We start from the raw sequence: 15,677 nt of genomic DNA on the forward strand, positions 1-15,677 counted from the left end.
AATGCTGAAACTTGCTCTGGGGCCGCTGCTGTACTACTGGCCACGTGCCAAGGTGATGGAGTTTTACGAGGCGATGGCGGCCACGCCGGTAGACATCGTGTATCTGGGCGAGAGCGTCTGCTCGCGCCGCCACGAAGTGCGCGCCGCCGACTGGCTCGAGATTGCCGCCATGCTGGAAGCGCGTGGCAAGCAGGTGGTACTTTCCACACTGGCGCTGATCGAATCGAGTGCCGATGTCACGGCCTTGCGCCGCCTCACGGCCAATGGCCGCTTCATGGTGGAAGCGAGCGATATGGGCGCGGTACAACTGCTGTCCGATAAAGGCCCGTTCGTGGCCGGTCCGCACCTGAACATCTATAACCCGCCCACGCTGGCGCTGATGGCCGAACTGGGCGCTACCCGCTGGGTCATGCCGCTGGAAATGGGACGTGCCGGTCTGCAGGCCATGCTGGAGCAGCGCCCGCAGGCGATTGCGACCGAGGTGTTTGCCTATGGCCGCATGCCGCTGGCCTTCTCGGCGCGCTGCTTCACGGCGCGCAACCGCAATCTGCCCAAGGACGATTGCCAGTTCAGCTGCATCGAGCATCCGGATGGTTTGCTGATGCAGACCCGCGAGCAGCAGCCTTTCCTCGTCCTGAACGGTATCCAGAGCCAGTCGGCGCTGGTGTACAACCTGATTAACGAACTGGCCCAGATGGCGCAGATGGGCGTGGAAGTTGTGCGTCTGAGCCCGCAGGCCCAGCATATGGACCAGATCATCGCCGCCTTTGACAGCGTGCGTAAAGGCGAAGCCGATGCCGCCGAAGTGGCGGATGCCATGACAGCGTATATGCCGGCGGGCGGATGTAATGGCTACTGGTACGGCAAGCCCGGCCTGGAACAGCGTATGGAGGCAGCACTATGAACCCGAGCATGATGACCCCGAACTACAACCAGAAAGCTAACGATACGGCGCCACAGCTGCCGGCATTTCTGACTGCGCTGGGCCAGTGCCTGCCCGCTTATCCCGGCTCGCTGCTGTGCGTGGCAGCGCTGAATCTGGTGCTGCGACCGCAATTGCCCGATGATGTGCGCAACAGCCTGCTGGGGCGCCACCTGCGCGTGCGCGTCAGCGACGCCGGTGTGGCATTCGATTTCAGCTGGAACGGCGCCAGCTTTACGGCGCGCCGTCATGATGGCGTGCCCGATCTGGAAATCGGCGCCTGCGTGGCCGATATGGTGGCGCTGGCGCGCCGCCAGCAGGATCCCGACACGCTGTTCTTCGCACGCCGCCTGACCATGGAAGGCGACACGGAACTGGGCCTGCTGGTGAAAAACACGCTCGATGCGATGGAAGTGCCGCTGACGGAAGTGGGCAAGCAGGCCGTACTGCGCCTGCTGAAATTCCTGCCCCGGCCTAATGGTGGCGCCGTACGCTGAACTGCGCAAACAGCGGCGCTAGCTGCTGTTCCAGTGCTGCCGGCGGATAGTCGCCGCTGGCGCTGGCAATCAGACTATCGTCGGCGCAGCCGGTGCTGCGGAACGGTTGCAGCACATAGTTCTGCACGCCCATGGCGGCTAGCTGCTGTGCCATTTCCAGCACACTGTCCGGCGGTAGCAATAGCGGATGTACGGTGCTGCGGCATTCGTATGCCACGCCGCTGGCCATGATCATCTCGACGCAAGCGCGGGCCGGATCGCCGCTGTTGGCGATGCCGGTAATGCCGGCGTAACGGCTGAACGGCGCCTTGACGTCAAAGCCCACCCAGTCCACCAGTGGCAGCACGCTGCGCAGCCGTGCCGGATAGATGCAGGCCGTGTGCAGGCCAACCTTGTATCCCATGGCACGCACCTGCGCCATGGCCTCGCCCAGCGCGGGGTCGATGGTGGCCTCGCCGCCGCTGAACACCACGGCATCGAGCAGACCGGTGCGCCGCTGCAGCGCCGCCAGCAGGCTGTCCCATGCCAGCGGACTGGCACTGGTGCGTTCCTGCAGATGGGGATTGTGGCAGTAGCCGCAGCGCCACGGGCAGCCCTGCACGAACACCACGGCGCTGAGCTGGCCCGGATAGTCGGTGGCGCTGAACGCCGTGTAGCCACCGACCTTGAGGGCGCCCGCTGTCATGCTAGTGCTGTTTGGCGTTGCACGGTTCGACGAAGTATTTACGTTCGTTGAACTCGCCTTGTTTGCCTGTATTGAACGAGGAGAGCGGACGGTGGTAGCCCATGACGCGGGTCCAGATTTCGCAGGGCTGGCGTTCGCTGTCATCGAGCACGATGGCGATTCCGGTCTGGCTGGTGGTGGTCTGCATGGTAGTTCCTTTCGTTGGTCGGGGTGATGGTTCAGGCGGCGCTGGCCAGTCTGGCCTGTTTGCGGGCGATCAGCTCGGCATCGCATTTCGGACAGAATTGATGGCTGCCTTTCAGGTAGCCGTGGGTAGGACAGATCGAGAAGGTAGGCGTTACCGTGATATACGGCAGGCCGAAGCGGCCCAGTGCACGCTGTACCAGTGTGCGGCAGGCTTGCGCGCTCGATAGCGCTTCCGTCATGTACAGGTGCAGCACCGTGCCGCCCGTGTACTTGCGTTGCAGGGCGTCCTGCTGTTCCAGCGCCTCGAACGGATCGTCGGTGTAACCCACCGGCAGTTGCGAGGAGTTGGTGTAGTAGGGCTGCTCGGCGCTACCGGCTTGCAGGATGTCGGGGAAACGCTTGCGGTCTTCCTTGGCAAAGCGGTAGGTGGTGCCTTCCGCCGGTGTGGCTTCGAGGTTGTACATATGGCCGGTCTGCTCCTGGAATTCCAGCATGCGCGCACGTACATGGTCGAGCAGGCGCAGGGCAAAGTCGCGGCCCCAGTCGCTGGTGATGTCCTGCTGATGGACGGGATCGAAGTTGCGCAGCATTTCGTTGATGCCGTTAACGCCCAGCGTGGAGAAGTGGTTGCGCAGCGTGCCCAGATAGCGTTTGGTGTAAGGGAACAGACCGTTGTCCATGTGGCGCTGGATCACCTTGCGCTTGATTTCCAGGCTGTCGCGGCCCAGCTCCAGCAGGCGGTCCAGCGCGGCCAGCAGGCCAGCTTCGTCGCCGCGGTACAGATAGCCGAGGCGGGCGCAGTTAATCGTCACCACGCCCAGCGAACCGGTCTGCTCGGCCGAGCCGAACAGGCCATTGCCCCGTTTGAGCAGCTCGCGCAAGTCCAGCTGCAGGCGGCAGCACATGGAACGTATCATGTTCGGCTTGAGCTCGGAGTTGACGAAGTTCTGGAAGTAGGGCAGGCCGTAGCGCGCCGTCATCTCGAACAGCAGTTCCGCATTCGGGCTATCCCACGCGAAGTCGGGCGTGATGTTATAGGTCGGAATCGGGAAGGTGAAGGCGCGGCCATGGGCGTCGCCCGCCATCATCACTTCGATGTAGGCGCGGTTGATCATGTCCATTTCGGCCTGCAGATCGCCATAGCTGAACGGCATTTCCTGACCGGCGATGTGGGGTATCTGTTCGCGCAGATCTTCCGGGCAGACCCAGTCGAAGGTCAGGTTGGTGAACGGCGTCTGGGTGCCCCAGCGCGAGGGCACGTTGAGGTTGAAGATCAGCTCCTGCATGTACTGGCGCACCTGCGCGTAATCGAGGCCGTCATTGCGCACATAGGGCGCCATATAGGTATCGAAGGAACTGAAGGCTTGCGCGCCGGCCCATTCATTCTGCAGCGTACCGAGGAAGTTGACGATCTGGCCGATGGCGCTGTGCATATGCTTGGGCGGGCCGGATTCGATCTTGCCCGGCACGCCGTTCAGGCCTTCGTTGAGCAGGGTGCGCAGCGACCAGCCGGCGCAATAGCCGGCCAGCATATCGAGATCATGGATGTGCACATCGGCGTCGCGGTGGGCCTGACCCACGGCAGGCGGGTAGACGTGGTTGAGCCAGTAGTTGGCAATCACCTTGCCCGATACATTGAGTATCAGTCCGCCCAGCGAATAGCCCTGATTGGCGTTGGCGTTGACGCGCCAGTCGGCGCGCGTCAGGTATTCGTTGATCGATGACTCGACATCGACGATGGAGCTGCGGTCCTGGCGCAGCTGGGCGTGCTGTTCGCGGTATACCACATAGCAGCGCAGCGTAGCGCGGTAGCCCGCATCGTACAGCGCACTTTCCACGGCATCCTGTATGCGTTCCACGCTGAGCGGCACGTCCGCGGGCAGAGCGCGCAGCTGGGTCAGCGCGTAGCCGGCCAGCTGCTGCGCTACCGGCTGATCGAATTCACCGCTGGCGCGGCCTGCCTGCAGCAGCGCGGCGGTGATGCGGGAGAGGCTGAACGGCTGCGTGCTGCCGTCCCGTTTGATGATACTGGTGTGCCACAGATCGTTATCCATGCTTTCCCCTTAAACCCTAGATGTAGTTGGTTTAGGTAGGTTAAGCACTAGATATTGTGTGGTCAACCGTTGCGCAAGCTATTTCTGCTTTCCATGATCCAGATTAATTTTTTACCGTCTTGAGTAAGCTGTTGATTTGCTTGACGAACTCGGCATCCGGCGTGGTATCGAGGCGGGTGCTGACGGCCTTGGTCAGACCGCTGCCATCAAGCAGGGCGATGCGGGTAGTGTGGTTGATTACGCCATCACCGAGCTGGCGAAACTTGATCTGGAGCGCACCGGCCAGCAACCGGGTCTGGCTTTCATCCCTGGCTACGGCCAGGCGGAAGCGCTGCGGATCGAGCTGTTTGTTCTTCACCAGCTGGGCCAGACCGGCGGGGCTGTCGTTGAACGGATCGAGGCTGACCATCAGCACGCGCAGCCTGGCGGCGTTCGGCCCCAGCGCTTCCACCGTGCGCTTGAGCGTTTCGATGATGATGGGACAGGCAGCGTTGCAGTCGCCATAGAACATGGTCACCAGCACCGGCGTGCCCGCCATATCGCGCAAGCTGAAGCGCTGATTGGCGGCGTCGGTCAGGCTGATATCGAGCTGATATAGCGAGTTGCCGGGCAAAACGGCAGGGCTGGCGCTAGCCGGTGCGGCAGCTGTGGCAGAAGCTGCGCTAGCGGGCCAGATGCTGCCCAGCAGGGACAGCGCCAGCGTTGTGCCCAGCATGGTACGCCGGACAGTGCGAGCTAGGGTGAGAGGCGCGGACATGATATTCCTTATTTGGTCGGGGCGACATCGCGCGCGCAGCGGAAGCCGAGATTGCCGCCGTCCTGATTGGCCTCCATGGCCGAGAGCAGGGCGAGGCGCATCAGGATGGCATAGTTACGGCGGTCGGCCAGTGTGGCAGCCGCACCGCCGCAATAGTCGAGCAGTTTCTGTTCCCCTTTGGCGCGGCTGTCTGCATTGACGAACAGACCGCTGTAATCTTCCACCCATTCCCACACGAGGCCGTGCAGGTCATGGATGCCGTAAAAATTGGCAGGCGTGCCGGCCACGGCGCGCGGGGTGCTTTTTCCCGCATCGGCATACCAGTGCAGGATGTTGGCCAGCCATGCTTCGTCGTCGCGCGCATCGGCGCGGGTAGCATCGGCTGCGGCAGCGAATTCCCACTCGTACCAGCGCGGTAGACGGGCGTTTTCGCTTTCGCAGTAAGCCTGTGCGGCAAACCAGCTGACGTGGATTACCGGCGCATCGGCCGCCATGGGGGTGTAATCGGTGGGGCTATTCCAGCCGGCGAGGTAGGCCGGAGCGACAAACAGGGCAGGGGCCTGGCCGCGCTGCCATTGCGGGTGCTGGCGCACAAAGGCAGCAAAGTCGGCATTGGTGACCAGACGGCTGCGCAGCTGGAAGGGCGCAACCCTGGCATCGGCAGCGACGCCATCAGCCGGAAGTACCGTACGCAGGCTACCTCCCTGTATGGTGCGGTAGTCTGGTACGGCGGTATCGCTAGCATGAACGCTGGCCGCCGTAGCGGCCAGCAGTGCCAGCGCCGCCAGCCACGTGGGCCGGTGGGCGGGCGCTTGCATGATTAGCGTTTTTTGCGCATATCGCGCACTTGCTCAGGCGTCAGCACAGGCTGGCCTTCGTTCAGTTCTACGCTGATGTAGTTGATAACAGCGGAGATATCCTCGTCGTTGAGGTCCTGCGCTGGCATCACACCATTGTATTTCTGACCGTTGACCACCAGCGTGCCACTGCGGCCGTTCAGCACGATGTGGGCCATTTCGTAGGGACGCTGCTGGAAGAAGTCCGAATGGGCCAGCGGCGGGAAGACACCGGCTACACCCTTGGCATCGGCCTGGTGGCAGACTGCGCAATTCGAATCGTACACCGCTTTGCCGCGTGCATGCACAGACGGTGCGGCGGCTACGGCTGGCTTGGCATCTTTGGCCGCAGCTTTGGCGGGTGCCGGTGCGACTTTGGCAACAGCGGCAGCGGTCAGCGGTTTCTTGATGCCTTTGCTGTAGATATCAGGCTTGTCCGGACCGGCCACCGACAGCAGACCGATAGCGCCCTTGTTGAAGGCACGGGTCAGCGAGTGGTCCACCAGCGTCAGGTTGCCCGGTACGCGCGGGGTGAATTCGACGATAGCCGAACCGCCGGCAGGCACCATGGTGGTCTGCACGTTTTCCTGATACTTGGTGCCGCCTTCGAAGTACACCTTGTCGAAGATGGTGCCGATGATGTGGAAGCTGGAAGTGATGTTAGGGCCACCCACGCCGAAGAACATACGGACTTTCTCGTCAGCCTTGGCGGTCAGCGAGTTAGCACCGGTTAGCGCGCCGTCGGCACCGTTGAACACCACATAGGTCGGCTTTTCGTCGATGGCTTTCTGCATATCGAAGTTCTGCAGGCCAGGGGCGCGATAGTTACCTTCGGTGTAGAAGTCACCCTGCATCACGTAGTACTCTTTATCCACTTTAGCCATGCCTTCTTTAGGCTCGACCATGATCAGGCCGTACATGCCGTTCGCCACGTGCATGCCGACTGGCGCAGTAGCGCAGTGGTACACATACAGGCCCGATTGCAGGGCTTTGAAAGTGAAGGTCGCTTCATTACCGGGAGCGATCAGGGTCTGGGCAGCGCCGCCGCCAGGGCCGGTGACGGCGTGCAGGTCGATATTGTGCGGCAGTTTGTTGTCAGGCAGGTTCAGCAGGTGCAGTTCAACGGTGTCGCCTTCACGTACGCGGATGAATTTGCCCGGTACGGTGCCGCCGAAAGTCCAGAAGGTGTAGCGGGTGCCGGGAGCGATTTCGCGTTCGACTTCTTCTACCGTCAGATTCACCACCACGTGGGCAGCGGTCTTACGGGTGATCGGTGGCGGCAGTTGTGGCGGAGCCACCAGTTCCTGGGTAATCACTGGCAGTTCAGGTTCGGCAGCCACAGCTGCAGTCGCACCGATCAGAGCCAGCAGGGCCGAGGTGGCCAGAGTCACTGCGCTCAGTTTGAAATTCTTCTTCATCTTATTTCCCCTTGTACGTTGACTTGCCGCAACCGTTTATCGGATGCATGGACACATGCTAAGTGTGCAAGCCTTTGTTTTCCATGATCTGGATTATGAAAATTAACTAAGTGAAAGAATCAGGCTGCGCTGAGAAGGAAGTCGATGACCACCTGCCCCGGTTCGCGTGCTACATAAGCGGCTTTGACGCGACCCTGATAGCGCTGGTCGATTTGCGCTAGCAAAGGCAATGGGTCGTGGTCGTTACAGAATCGCATAATTTCGCCGGGAAATAAAGCGCCGAGCGCGCCGAAGATGGCAGCGTGGCGGAAACGCTTGGCAACACCGCGTGCGTCGAATGGATAGATGCCGTCCGGCCCTTTGGGAGTGGAGCAATCGTGTGACATTGTGTGATCTTTCAGGATACTTGATTGAAAGCTGCTGCACGGTGCGGACGCATCGTGCAGCAGTTGAGGAGGAGGGATTAAGCGCGCTTGGCTTGCTTGTCGCTGCTTGCTACCGCTTCGCGTTTGGCCACCAGCAGGCGCCATGCGAACAGGGCGAGGAACAGCGTGCCGACGGCGAACACCACGTCACCCGGTACCCGCATCCATACCAGCGTTTCCATTACTTTGGAGTGGATGATGTCAGGCGAACGGGCGAACCACATGCCGGTGCTGATGCTGGCCCAGGCCTGATAGATACCGGCTGGCACCAGCGAGATGAACACCATCATGGCCAGACCGATGTTCAGACACCAGAACATAGGACGCAGCAGCGCATCGGACCAGGCCAGACGGCTGGACAGGCCACGCAGGCAGAATAGCAGCAGACCGATACCGAGCATGCCGTATACACCGAACAGCGCGGCGTGGCCGTGGGCTGCCGTCATGTTCAGACCCTGCATGTAGTACAGCGCGATCGGAGTGTTGATCGAGAAGCCCAGCAGGCCAGCGCCCACGGTGTTCCAGAAGCCCACAGCGATGAAGCAGAGGATGGACCATTTGTAGGTCTGTACCCATGGTGCGGCTTTCGAGCGCTGGTAGTTGCGCCATGCTTCGATACCGATCATCGACAGCGGTACCACTTCCAGTGCCGAGAACATGGCGCCGATAGCGATCACGAAGGTAGGCGTGCCGGTAAAGTACAGGTGGTGCAGGGTGCCCAGTATGCCGCCGAACAGGAACACGATGGTTTCCAGCACGATGGCGCTGTTGGCGGTGGCAGCACGGATCAGGCCCAGACGGGTGAACAGCAGGGCGATCACGGCGGTAGCGAACACTTCGAAGAAGCCTTCCACCCACAGGTGGACCAGCCACCAGCGCCAGTATTCGATCATCGAGTAGTGGCTATGCTGGCCCCAGGTCAGCGAGGTAGCGTAGAAGCCGCCGATGCACATGGCCGACAGGAACACCATGACGATCAGGCCACGGCTCTCCGATGGTTTTTTCAGCGCAGGCCAGAGGGCGCGGCCCAGCAGGGTCACCCAGATCAGCAGGCCGACGAACAGCAGGATCTGCCAGATACGGCCCATGCTGGTGAATTCCAGGCCCTGGTTACCGAGCCAGAACGAGAAGTCCGTGCCTTTGTGCTGGATAGAACCGAGCCAGCCGGTAGCGGTGGAGCCTACCACGATGAACAGCAGCGCGTAGAACAGCAGGTTGACGCCCAGCTTCTGGAATTTCGGTTCGTGACCGGAAATGGCGGGAGCGATATACAGGCCGGTGGCCAGCCATGCAGTGGCGATCCACAGCACGGCGAACTGGGTGTGGATGGTGCGGCTGACCACGAACGGCAGGATGTCTGCCAGCGGGAAGCCGAAGAAGCTGCGGCCTTCGACCGCGTAGTGGGCGGTAATCACGCCCATGCCCACTTGCGCGAGGATCAGGCCGATCACCACGAAGAAGTATTTTTTGGTCGCCAGCATGGAAGGCGTGGCTTTCAGGTTCAGCAGCGGATCAGCCTTGGGTGGCGCAGGATCTTCTTCCTCTTTGGCAGCGCTGTGCACCATCACCATGGCGGCAATCGCGCCTATCATCAGTATCACACTGGCGATCGACCAGATGCCGGCGCCCGTGCTGGGACGGTTGTCGATCAGCGGCTCGTGCGGCCAGTTGCTGGTGTAGCTCAGGTCCTGCTGACCGGGACGGTCGGTAGCGGCAGCCCAGGCCGACCAGAATACGAAGGCTGGCAGGGCTTTCAGATCATCGGGATTGGTGATCGAGTTAGGGTTCATGGCGTACTGGACACGCAGCGCATCGAGGCTGGCCTCGTCGCCGAACAGGCCGGTGTAATGCTTGGCCACGGCGCGGATAGCCGCAGCACGGTCAGCCGACACGACGATCACGTCACGGGCTTTATCGTAGGTGTTGCGGCGCATTTCTTCCTTCAGCTTGGCATTCAGATAGGCCTGATTGGACTTGCTCAGGTCTTCGAAATGCGCGGTGAAGTCGCGCTGGGCCCACAGTTCGCGCAGCGCGGTGGCTTCGCGGTGCAGCCAGTCGGCCGACCAGTCCGGTGCCACGTAGCTGCCGTGACCCCAGACGGTGCCCAATTGCTGGCCACCAGCGGACAGCCAGGCTTGCTGGCCACGGTCCACTTCGCCTTCGCCAAAGAGCTGGGTGCCGTCGGCACTGATGATTTGTTTTGGTATGGGTGGGGCGGCCAGATAGATTTCTGCTCCCACCCAGCCGAGGACGGCGAAGGAGAGAGCGCAGATCAGGCCGAGCCAGGTCCAGAGTTTGCGCGTAGCGTGCATGACATGGTTCCTTAGTTCGTGAGTTGAGTATCAGCTTGGAAAACTCTCGCTCCGGCACGCGCCAGAACGATGGAGCAGATTCTAGGCCGCTGTTTTAAACATGTATATTCGATCCTTGTTTTTCTTGATCCAGGTTATGAACAAATGCACAAGAGGGCAGGAATAATGTGTGCCTCGCGACACATTGTTCTAGGGCATCATGAAACTGACAGTATTTACCGAGTACACGCTGCGTACTCTGCTCGACCTGGCCAGCCAGCAGGGGCGGCTGGTGACGGTGGCCGACATCGCGCAGCGCCACGACATGGCCAAGCACCATCTGAATAAGGTGGTACATCAATTGGGCTTGAGCGGCGTGGTGCGCACGGTGCGCGGACGCAATGGCGGCATCGTGCTGGCCCAGCGTCCGGCCGAGATTAATCTGGGCAAGGTGGTGCGCGCCAGCGAGCCCCATTTTCACATGACGGCCTGTTTCGACGGCGGTCAGAATGATTGCCCGTATGCGCTGGCCTGCAGCCTGCAGGGCGTGCTGGGACGCGCCAGTCTGGCCTTTCTGGCGGTGCTCGATGGCGTGACGCTGGCCGATCTGCTGCCCCAGTTGCCGCTCTCCGGTCTGCCGCGCAACCGCTTCGATCACGTGATCCAGCTAGTCACTTCGGACTAGATAGCTAGCCTGATTGCCGGGGTCGCCTAGCCTTCCGGCCAATTGGCGAGGTGGACAGCGGCGCGTACCCTGAGCGCATTCTAAACTCGTTAGGAGTGTAACGTGGCAAGCAATAACAAAGCGGTCGGGGTACTTGCCGCCAGCACTTTCTCATTCACGATCTGTTTTGCGATCTGGATGATGTTCGCCGTGCTGGGCATCCCCATCAAAAAAATGCTGGGCCTGAATGAAACGCAGTTTGGGCTGCTGGCCGCCATGCCGGTGCTGAGCGGCTCGCTGGTGCGGGTGCCGCTCGGTATCTGGTGCGATAAATACGGCGGCCGTATCGTGTTCTTTTTGCTGATGCTGGCCACCGTACCGGCCATCTATCTGCTGCGCTATGCCACCGAGTTCTGGCAGTTCCTCGTGCTGGGCCTGTTCATCGGTCTGGCCGGCGGCTCGTTCTCGGTCGGCACACCTTATGTGGCGCGCTGGTTCCCCAGCGAGCGCCGGGGTCTGGCCATGGGCATTTTCGGCGCCGGCAATTCCGGCTCGGCACTGACCAAATTCGTCGCGCCCGCCATCATCGCAGCGTGGGGCTGGCAGGCGCTGCCTGCCGTGTATGCGGTAGCGATGCTGGTGACGGCGGCGATCTTCTGGGTATTCACGGCCACCGATCCTAGCCATAAATCCAATTCGGCCATTTCCTTCAGCGCGCAGATGAAAGTGCTGGGCGACCGCCGCGTATGGCGCTACTGCCAGTACTACTCGGTGGTGTTCGGCGGCTATGTGGGGCTGGCACTGTGGATGACCAAATACTACGTGGGCGAATACGGCTTCGACCTGAAACTGGCCGCCTTGCTGGCCGCCTGCTTCTCGCTGCCGGGCGGCGTGCTGCGTGCCGTGGGCGGCTGGATCTCGGACCGCTACGGCGCCTATAAAGTGACGTGGTGGGTAATGTGGGTGTGCTGGGTGTGCTTCTTCCTGCTGTCCTACCCGCAGACCTCGATGATCATCACCACCACGCACGGTGACCTGAAGCTCGATCTGGCGCTGACGCCCACCATGTTCACGGGTCTGCTGTTCATCGTCGGTACCGCCATGGCGGTGGGCAAAGCCTCGGTGTTCAAATTCATCGCCGACGACTTCAGCGACAACATCGGCGCCGTGTCCGGCGTAGTCGGTCTGGCCGGTGGTCTGGGCGGTTTCATACTGCCGATTCTGTTCGGCGCGCTGCTCGATATGACGGGCGTGCGTTCCAGCGCCTTCATGCTGTTATACGGCACCGTCTGCGTATCGCTGGTGTGGATGCATTACTCGTTCCGTCCCGAGGTCGCCGCCGCTGCCGTCAAAGCGCAGGCCAGGGCCTGAAGCGGGCTATCGTATTTTTAGGAGAAATTCATGAGCAAATATATGATCAATACGTGGGAGCCAGAGAGCGCCACGTTCTGGACCAGCGGCGGCCGCGATACGGCCAACCGCAATCTGTGGATCTCGATACCTGCACTGGCGCTGGCGTTTGCCGTGTGGATGGTGTGGAGCGTGGTGGTGGTGAATCTGCCTGCCATCGGCTTCCAGTACAGTACCAACCAGCTGTTCTGGCTGACGGCGCTGCCCGGCCTGTCCGGCGCTACGCTGCGTATCTTCTACTCCTTCATGGTGCCTATTTTCGGCGGCCGCAAGTGGACCACGATTTCCACCGCTTCGCTGCTGATACCGGCGCTGGGCATAGGCTTTGCCGTGCAGGATGTGAGCACCGGCTATCCCACCATGCTGATCCTGGCGTTGCTGTGCGGCTTCGGTGGCGGCAACTTCGCATCGTCCATGGCCAACATCAGCTTCTTCTTCCCGAAAGCGCAAAAGGGTTATGCGCTGGGCATGAACGCCGGCCTGGGCAATCTGGGCGTGTCGGCCGTGCAGTTCGTGGTGCCGCTGGTGATTACCGCCGGCGTGTTCGGCACCCTCGGCGGTGACGCCCAGACGGCTGTTAAAGCGGGCAAGAGCAGCACCATGTGGCTGCAGAATGCCGGTTTCATCTGGGTGCCTTTCATTGCCGTGAGTGCGCTGCTGGCATGGTTCGGCATGAATGATCTGGCATCGGCCAAAGCGTCGTTTGCCGATCAGGCGGTGATCTTCAAGCGCAAACATAACTGGCTGATGTGCTGGCTGTACACGGGTACTTTCGGCTCCTTCATCGGCTACTCGGCTGGCTTCCCGCTGCTGATCAAAACCCAGTTCCCGGATGTGAACCCGCTGCAGTACGCCTTCCTCGGCCCCTTGGTCGGTGCACTGGCCCGGGTGATCGGCGGTGTGATCGCCGACAAGCTGGGCGGCGCCAAGGTCACGGTATGGACGTTTGTGGGCATGATCGCTGCCGTGTACGGCGTGATCAGCTTCCTGCCCCATGGCGGCGCTGCCGGCAATTTCACCGGATTCTTCTGGATGTTCATGGCGCTGTTTGCCGGTACCGGTGTGGGCAACGCTTCCACCTTCCGCATGATTCCTGTAATCTTCATGACCGAGCGTCAGCGTGCCGCAGCTGGCAAATCGCAAGCCGAACAGCAGCAAGCGATCGTTGACGCCAATAAGGAAGGTGCTGCAGTGCTGGGCTTCACTTCGGCGGTCGCCGCCTACGGTGCATTCTTCATTCCGAAGAGCTATGGCACCTCGATTGCGATGACGGGCGGTCCGGACGCTGCGCTGTGGTGCTTCATTGCTTTCTACATGAGCTGCATCGCCATTACGTGGTGGTGCTACGCCCGTAAAAATGCGGCCATGCCTTGCTAAACGGAGTTTGAAATGTCTGACCTTGATGCCGCCGCTGTGGTGAACCGCACGGAACTGTTTGATGCAGCGCTGATCCGCAAGCTGACCCTGAACGGTCCGCGCTACACGTCCTATCCCACGGCGGACCGCTTCCACGGTGGTTATGGCATCGCCGCCTATCAGGCTGCCATCGGCAGCCTGAGCGCGGAGGGCGCGGCGGCGCCGCTGTCGCTGTACGTGCATATTCCCTTCTGCGCTTCGCTATGCTACTACTGCGGCTGCAACAAGATCATCACGCAGGAACAGGGCAAGGCAGCCGAATATCTGTCCTATCTGTACCGCGAAATCGCCATGCAGGTGGCGCTGCTGGGGCGTGGCCGCGCCGTGTCGCAGCTGCACTTCGGCGGCGGCACGCCCACTTATCTGACCGATGAGCAGATGGACGAGCTGCTGGCCCGTCTGCGCGAGGATTTCGCATTCGTCAGCGATGAAGAGGGCGAGTTCTCGATCGAAGTCGATCCCCGTACCGTGTCGCCCGAGCGTATCGGCGTGCTGCGCCGGCAGGGCTTCAACCGCCTGAGTCTGGGCGTGCAGGACTTCGATGCAGAGGTGCAGAAAGCCGTCAACCGCGTGCAGTCGCCCGAGCAGACGCTGGCCGTGCTGCAAGCCGCGCGCGATTATGGCTTTCGCTCCGTCAGCGTCGATCTGATTTACGGCCTGCCGCTGCAGAGCGTGGCTAGCTTCGGCCCTACCTTGGACCGCATCATTGCGGCCCGTCCGGATCGTGTGGCGGTGTACAACTATGCCCATATGCCGAATCTGTTCAAGGCGCAGAAGCTGATCAACGAGGCCGATCTGCCCGATGGCGAAACCCGTCTGGCCATGCTGGGCCTGTGCATCGAAAAGTTGACGGGTGCAGGTTACGTGTATATCGGCATGGACCATTTCGCCCTGCCGGAAGACGATCTGGCGCGCAGCCGCGAAGTGGGCAAACTGCAGCGCAATTTCCAGGGCTATTCCACCCACGCCGATGCGCCCATGGTGGCGCTGGGCGTGTCGGCCATTAGCGCCGTCGGCAACAGCTACAGCCAGAACGAGAAAACCCTGACGGCCTATTATGAGCGTATAGCTGCTGGTGCCTTGCCGATTGCCCGCGGCATTACCCTGAACGCGGACGACGTAATCCGGCGCACCGCCATTAACCGGCTGATGTGCAATTTCATCCTCGATTACGACGATCTGCCACTACCGGAAGGCGTTAGCGGCCCCGAATATTTCGCGGCCGAGCTGGAGCGCCTGAAACCGCTGGAAGAACTGGGCCTGCTGTGCGTGGGCAGCCGTGGCGTACGCGTGAAAATGCGCGGCCGTCTGCTGATCCGCAATATCTGCATGGCCTTCGACCAGTATCTGCACCTGCCTAAAGTAGAGGGCCCACAGGTGCTGCGCTATTCGCGTACTATCTAAGCAATATCTCAGTAGCACGACAATATATGGATAAAAGTAAGATCAAGGTACAGACTTTCCTGTCGCGGGTGCCGCTGTTTGCCTCCATGCGGGCGGAAGAACTGGACCGCATCGCGCTCGGTACCACCGAGGTGCGGCTGGAACGTGGCCAGATGGTGTTCGAGCGCGGCGATCCCTGCATCGGCTTCCATCAGGTAGTGTTCGGCCAGATCAAACTGTCCTTTACCTCGGCCGGCGGCGCGGAAAAAGTCATCGAACTGATAGGCCCCGGCCACAGCTTCGGCGAGGCGCTGATGTTCATGGGCAGCCCCTACATCGTGTCGGCCCAGGCCACGGAAGACACCTTGCTGCTGCACGTAGCCAAGCCCACCATCTTCCGCGAAATCGATAATGATTCGAGCTTCGCCCACAAGATGCTGGCAGGCCTGAGCCAGCGCATGCATAGCCTGATGTGCGATATGGAGTCGTACTCGCTGCGCTCCGGCACCCAGCGCGTGGCGGCCTATCTGCTGCGCGAATTTCCCGATGGCGGCGACCAGTTCACGCTGGCGGCATCCAAGGGCGTGCTGGCCTCGCGCCTCAATCTCACGCCCGAGCACTTCTCGCGCATACTGGCCGACCTGTGCTCGCAACAGCTGATTACCTTCAAGGGTCGCCAGATCAGTTTGCTGGATCGGGCTGGGCTGCGCCGCTGTGCGGAATAAAAGCGGAG

At 61.3% G+C, this 15,677-nt stretch carries 15 protein-coding genes; 7 read left to right on the forward strand and 8 right to left on the reverse strand.

The window, feature by feature from the left end:
• Position 1: 1 nt before the first annotated feature.
• Both GTP27_RS09100 and ubiT read left to right on the forward strand, forming a co-directional pair.
• Positions 2–904, forward strand: a complete 903-nt coding sequence (locus tag GTP27_RS09100; RefSeq protein ID WP_161038875.1) for a U32 family peptidase — start codon at positions 2–4, stop codon at positions 902–904.
• Positions 901–1,419 carry a ubiquinone anaerobic biosynthesis accessory factor UbiT gene (ubiT, locus tag GTP27_RS09105; protein WP_229633580.1) on the forward strand — a complete coding sequence of 173 codons (519 nt, stop codon included), beginning with the start codon at positions 901–903 and terminating at the stop codon, positions 1,417–1,419. Before GTP27_RS09100 ends, ubiT begins: the two co-directional genes overlap by 4 nt.
• Here ubiT and GTP27_RS09110 read toward each other — a convergent pair.
• From GTP27_RS09110 to GTP27_RS09145, 8 genes are all read right to left on the reverse strand, one after another.
• The gene (locus GTP27_RS09110) at positions 1,397–2,104 is read right to left on the reverse strand and encodes an anaerobic ribonucleoside-triphosphate reductase activating protein (RefSeq protein WP_161038876.1); all 708 of its coding nucleotides are present in this window, start codon (positions 2,102–2,104) and stop codon (positions 1,397–1,399) included. The two genes, ubiT and GTP27_RS09110, sit on opposite strands and share 23 nt — an antisense overlap.
• A gap of 1 nt (position 2,105) precedes the next feature.
• Entirely contained in the window at positions 2,106–2,291 is a 186-nt protein-coding gene (nrdD, locus tag GTP27_RS24035) for an anaerobic ribonucleoside-triphosphate reductase (RefSeq protein WP_161038877.1), read from the reverse strand.
• A gap of 31 nt (positions 2,292–2,322) precedes the next feature.
• Positions 2,323–4,344, reverse strand: coding sequence for a ribonucleoside triphosphate reductase (locus tag GTP27_RS09120; protein ID WP_161038878.1), 2,022 nt, complete (start codon positions 4,342–4,344; stop codon positions 2,323–2,325).
• A 103-nt stretch (positions 4,345–4,447) separates the two neighbouring features.
• Positions 4,448–5,101, reverse strand: coding sequence for an SCO family protein (locus GTP27_RS09125; protein ID WP_229633582.1), 654 nt, complete (start codon positions 5,099–5,101; stop codon positions 4,448–4,450).
• Between the two features lie 8 nt (positions 5,102–5,109).
• On the reverse strand, positions 5,110–5,919 hold the full coding sequence (locus GTP27_RS09130) for a formylglycine-generating enzyme family protein (RefSeq protein ID WP_161038879.1): 810 nt from the start codon (positions 5,917–5,919) through the stop codon (positions 5,110–5,112).
• 2 nt (positions 5,920–5,921) lie between these two features.
• Positions 5,922–7,355 (reverse strand): copper-containing nitrite reductase, encoded by a 1,434-nt coding sequence (nirK, locus tag GTP27_RS09135; RefSeq protein WP_161038880.1) that lies wholly within the window; start codon positions 7,353–7,355, stop codon positions 5,922–5,924.
• A 119-nt stretch (positions 7,356–7,474) separates the two neighbouring features.
• Positions 7,475–7,741, reverse strand: coding sequence for a DUF2249 domain-containing protein (locus GTP27_RS09140; protein WP_161038881.1), 267 nt, complete (start codon positions 7,739–7,741; stop codon positions 7,475–7,477).
• Between the two features lie 77 nt (positions 7,742–7,818).
• Positions 7,819–10,092: a nitric-oxide reductase large subunit gene (locus tag GTP27_RS09145; protein ID WP_161038882.1), complete on the reverse strand. Its 2,274-nt coding sequence runs from the start codon at positions 10,090–10,092 to the stop codon at positions 7,819–7,821.
• Between the two features lie 199 nt (positions 10,093–10,291).
• On the opposite strand from GTP27_RS09145, the gene GTP27_RS09150 reads away from it, so the two are divergent.
• From GTP27_RS09150 to GTP27_RS09170, 5 genes are all read left to right on the forward strand, one after another.
• The gene (locus tag GTP27_RS09150; RefSeq protein WP_161038883.1) at positions 10,292–10,756 is read left to right on the forward strand and encodes an RrF2 family transcriptional regulator; all 465 of its coding nucleotides are present in this window, start codon (positions 10,292–10,294) and stop codon (positions 10,754–10,756) included.
• Positions 10,757–10,858: 102 nt separating this feature from the next.
• Complete coding sequence (locus GTP27_RS09155; RefSeq protein ID WP_161038884.1) at positions 10,859–12,106, forward strand: MFS transporter; 1,248 nt, start codon at positions 10,859–10,861, stop codon at positions 12,104–12,106.
• Positions 12,107–12,136: 30 nt separating this feature from the next.
• Positions 12,137–13,522, forward strand: coding sequence for a NarK family nitrate/nitrite MFS transporter (locus tag GTP27_RS09160; RefSeq protein ID WP_161038885.1), 1,386 nt, complete (start codon positions 12,137–12,139; stop codon positions 13,520–13,522).
• A 12-nt stretch (positions 13,523–13,534) separates the two neighbouring features.
• Positions 13,535–14,965 carry an oxygen-independent coproporphyrinogen III oxidase gene (gene hemN / locus GTP27_RS09165; RefSeq protein WP_161038886.1) on the forward strand — a complete coding sequence of 477 codons (1,431 nt, stop codon included), beginning with the start codon at positions 13,535–13,537 and terminating at the stop codon, positions 14,963–14,965.
• Positions 14,966–14,991: 26 nt separating this feature from the next.
• Positions 14,992–15,669 carry a Crp/Fnr family transcriptional regulator gene (locus tag GTP27_RS09170; RefSeq protein ID WP_161038887.1) on the forward strand — a complete coding sequence of 226 codons (678 nt, stop codon included), beginning with the start codon at positions 14,992–14,994 and terminating at the stop codon, positions 15,667–15,669.
• Positions 15,670–15,677 lie beyond the last annotated feature (8 nt).

It is taken from the genome of Duganella qianjiadongensis, from assembly GCF_009857915.1.
GTDB lineage: Bacteria > Pseudomonadota > Gammaproteobacteria > Burkholderiales > Burkholderiaceae_D > Rugamonas > Rugamonas qianjiadongensis.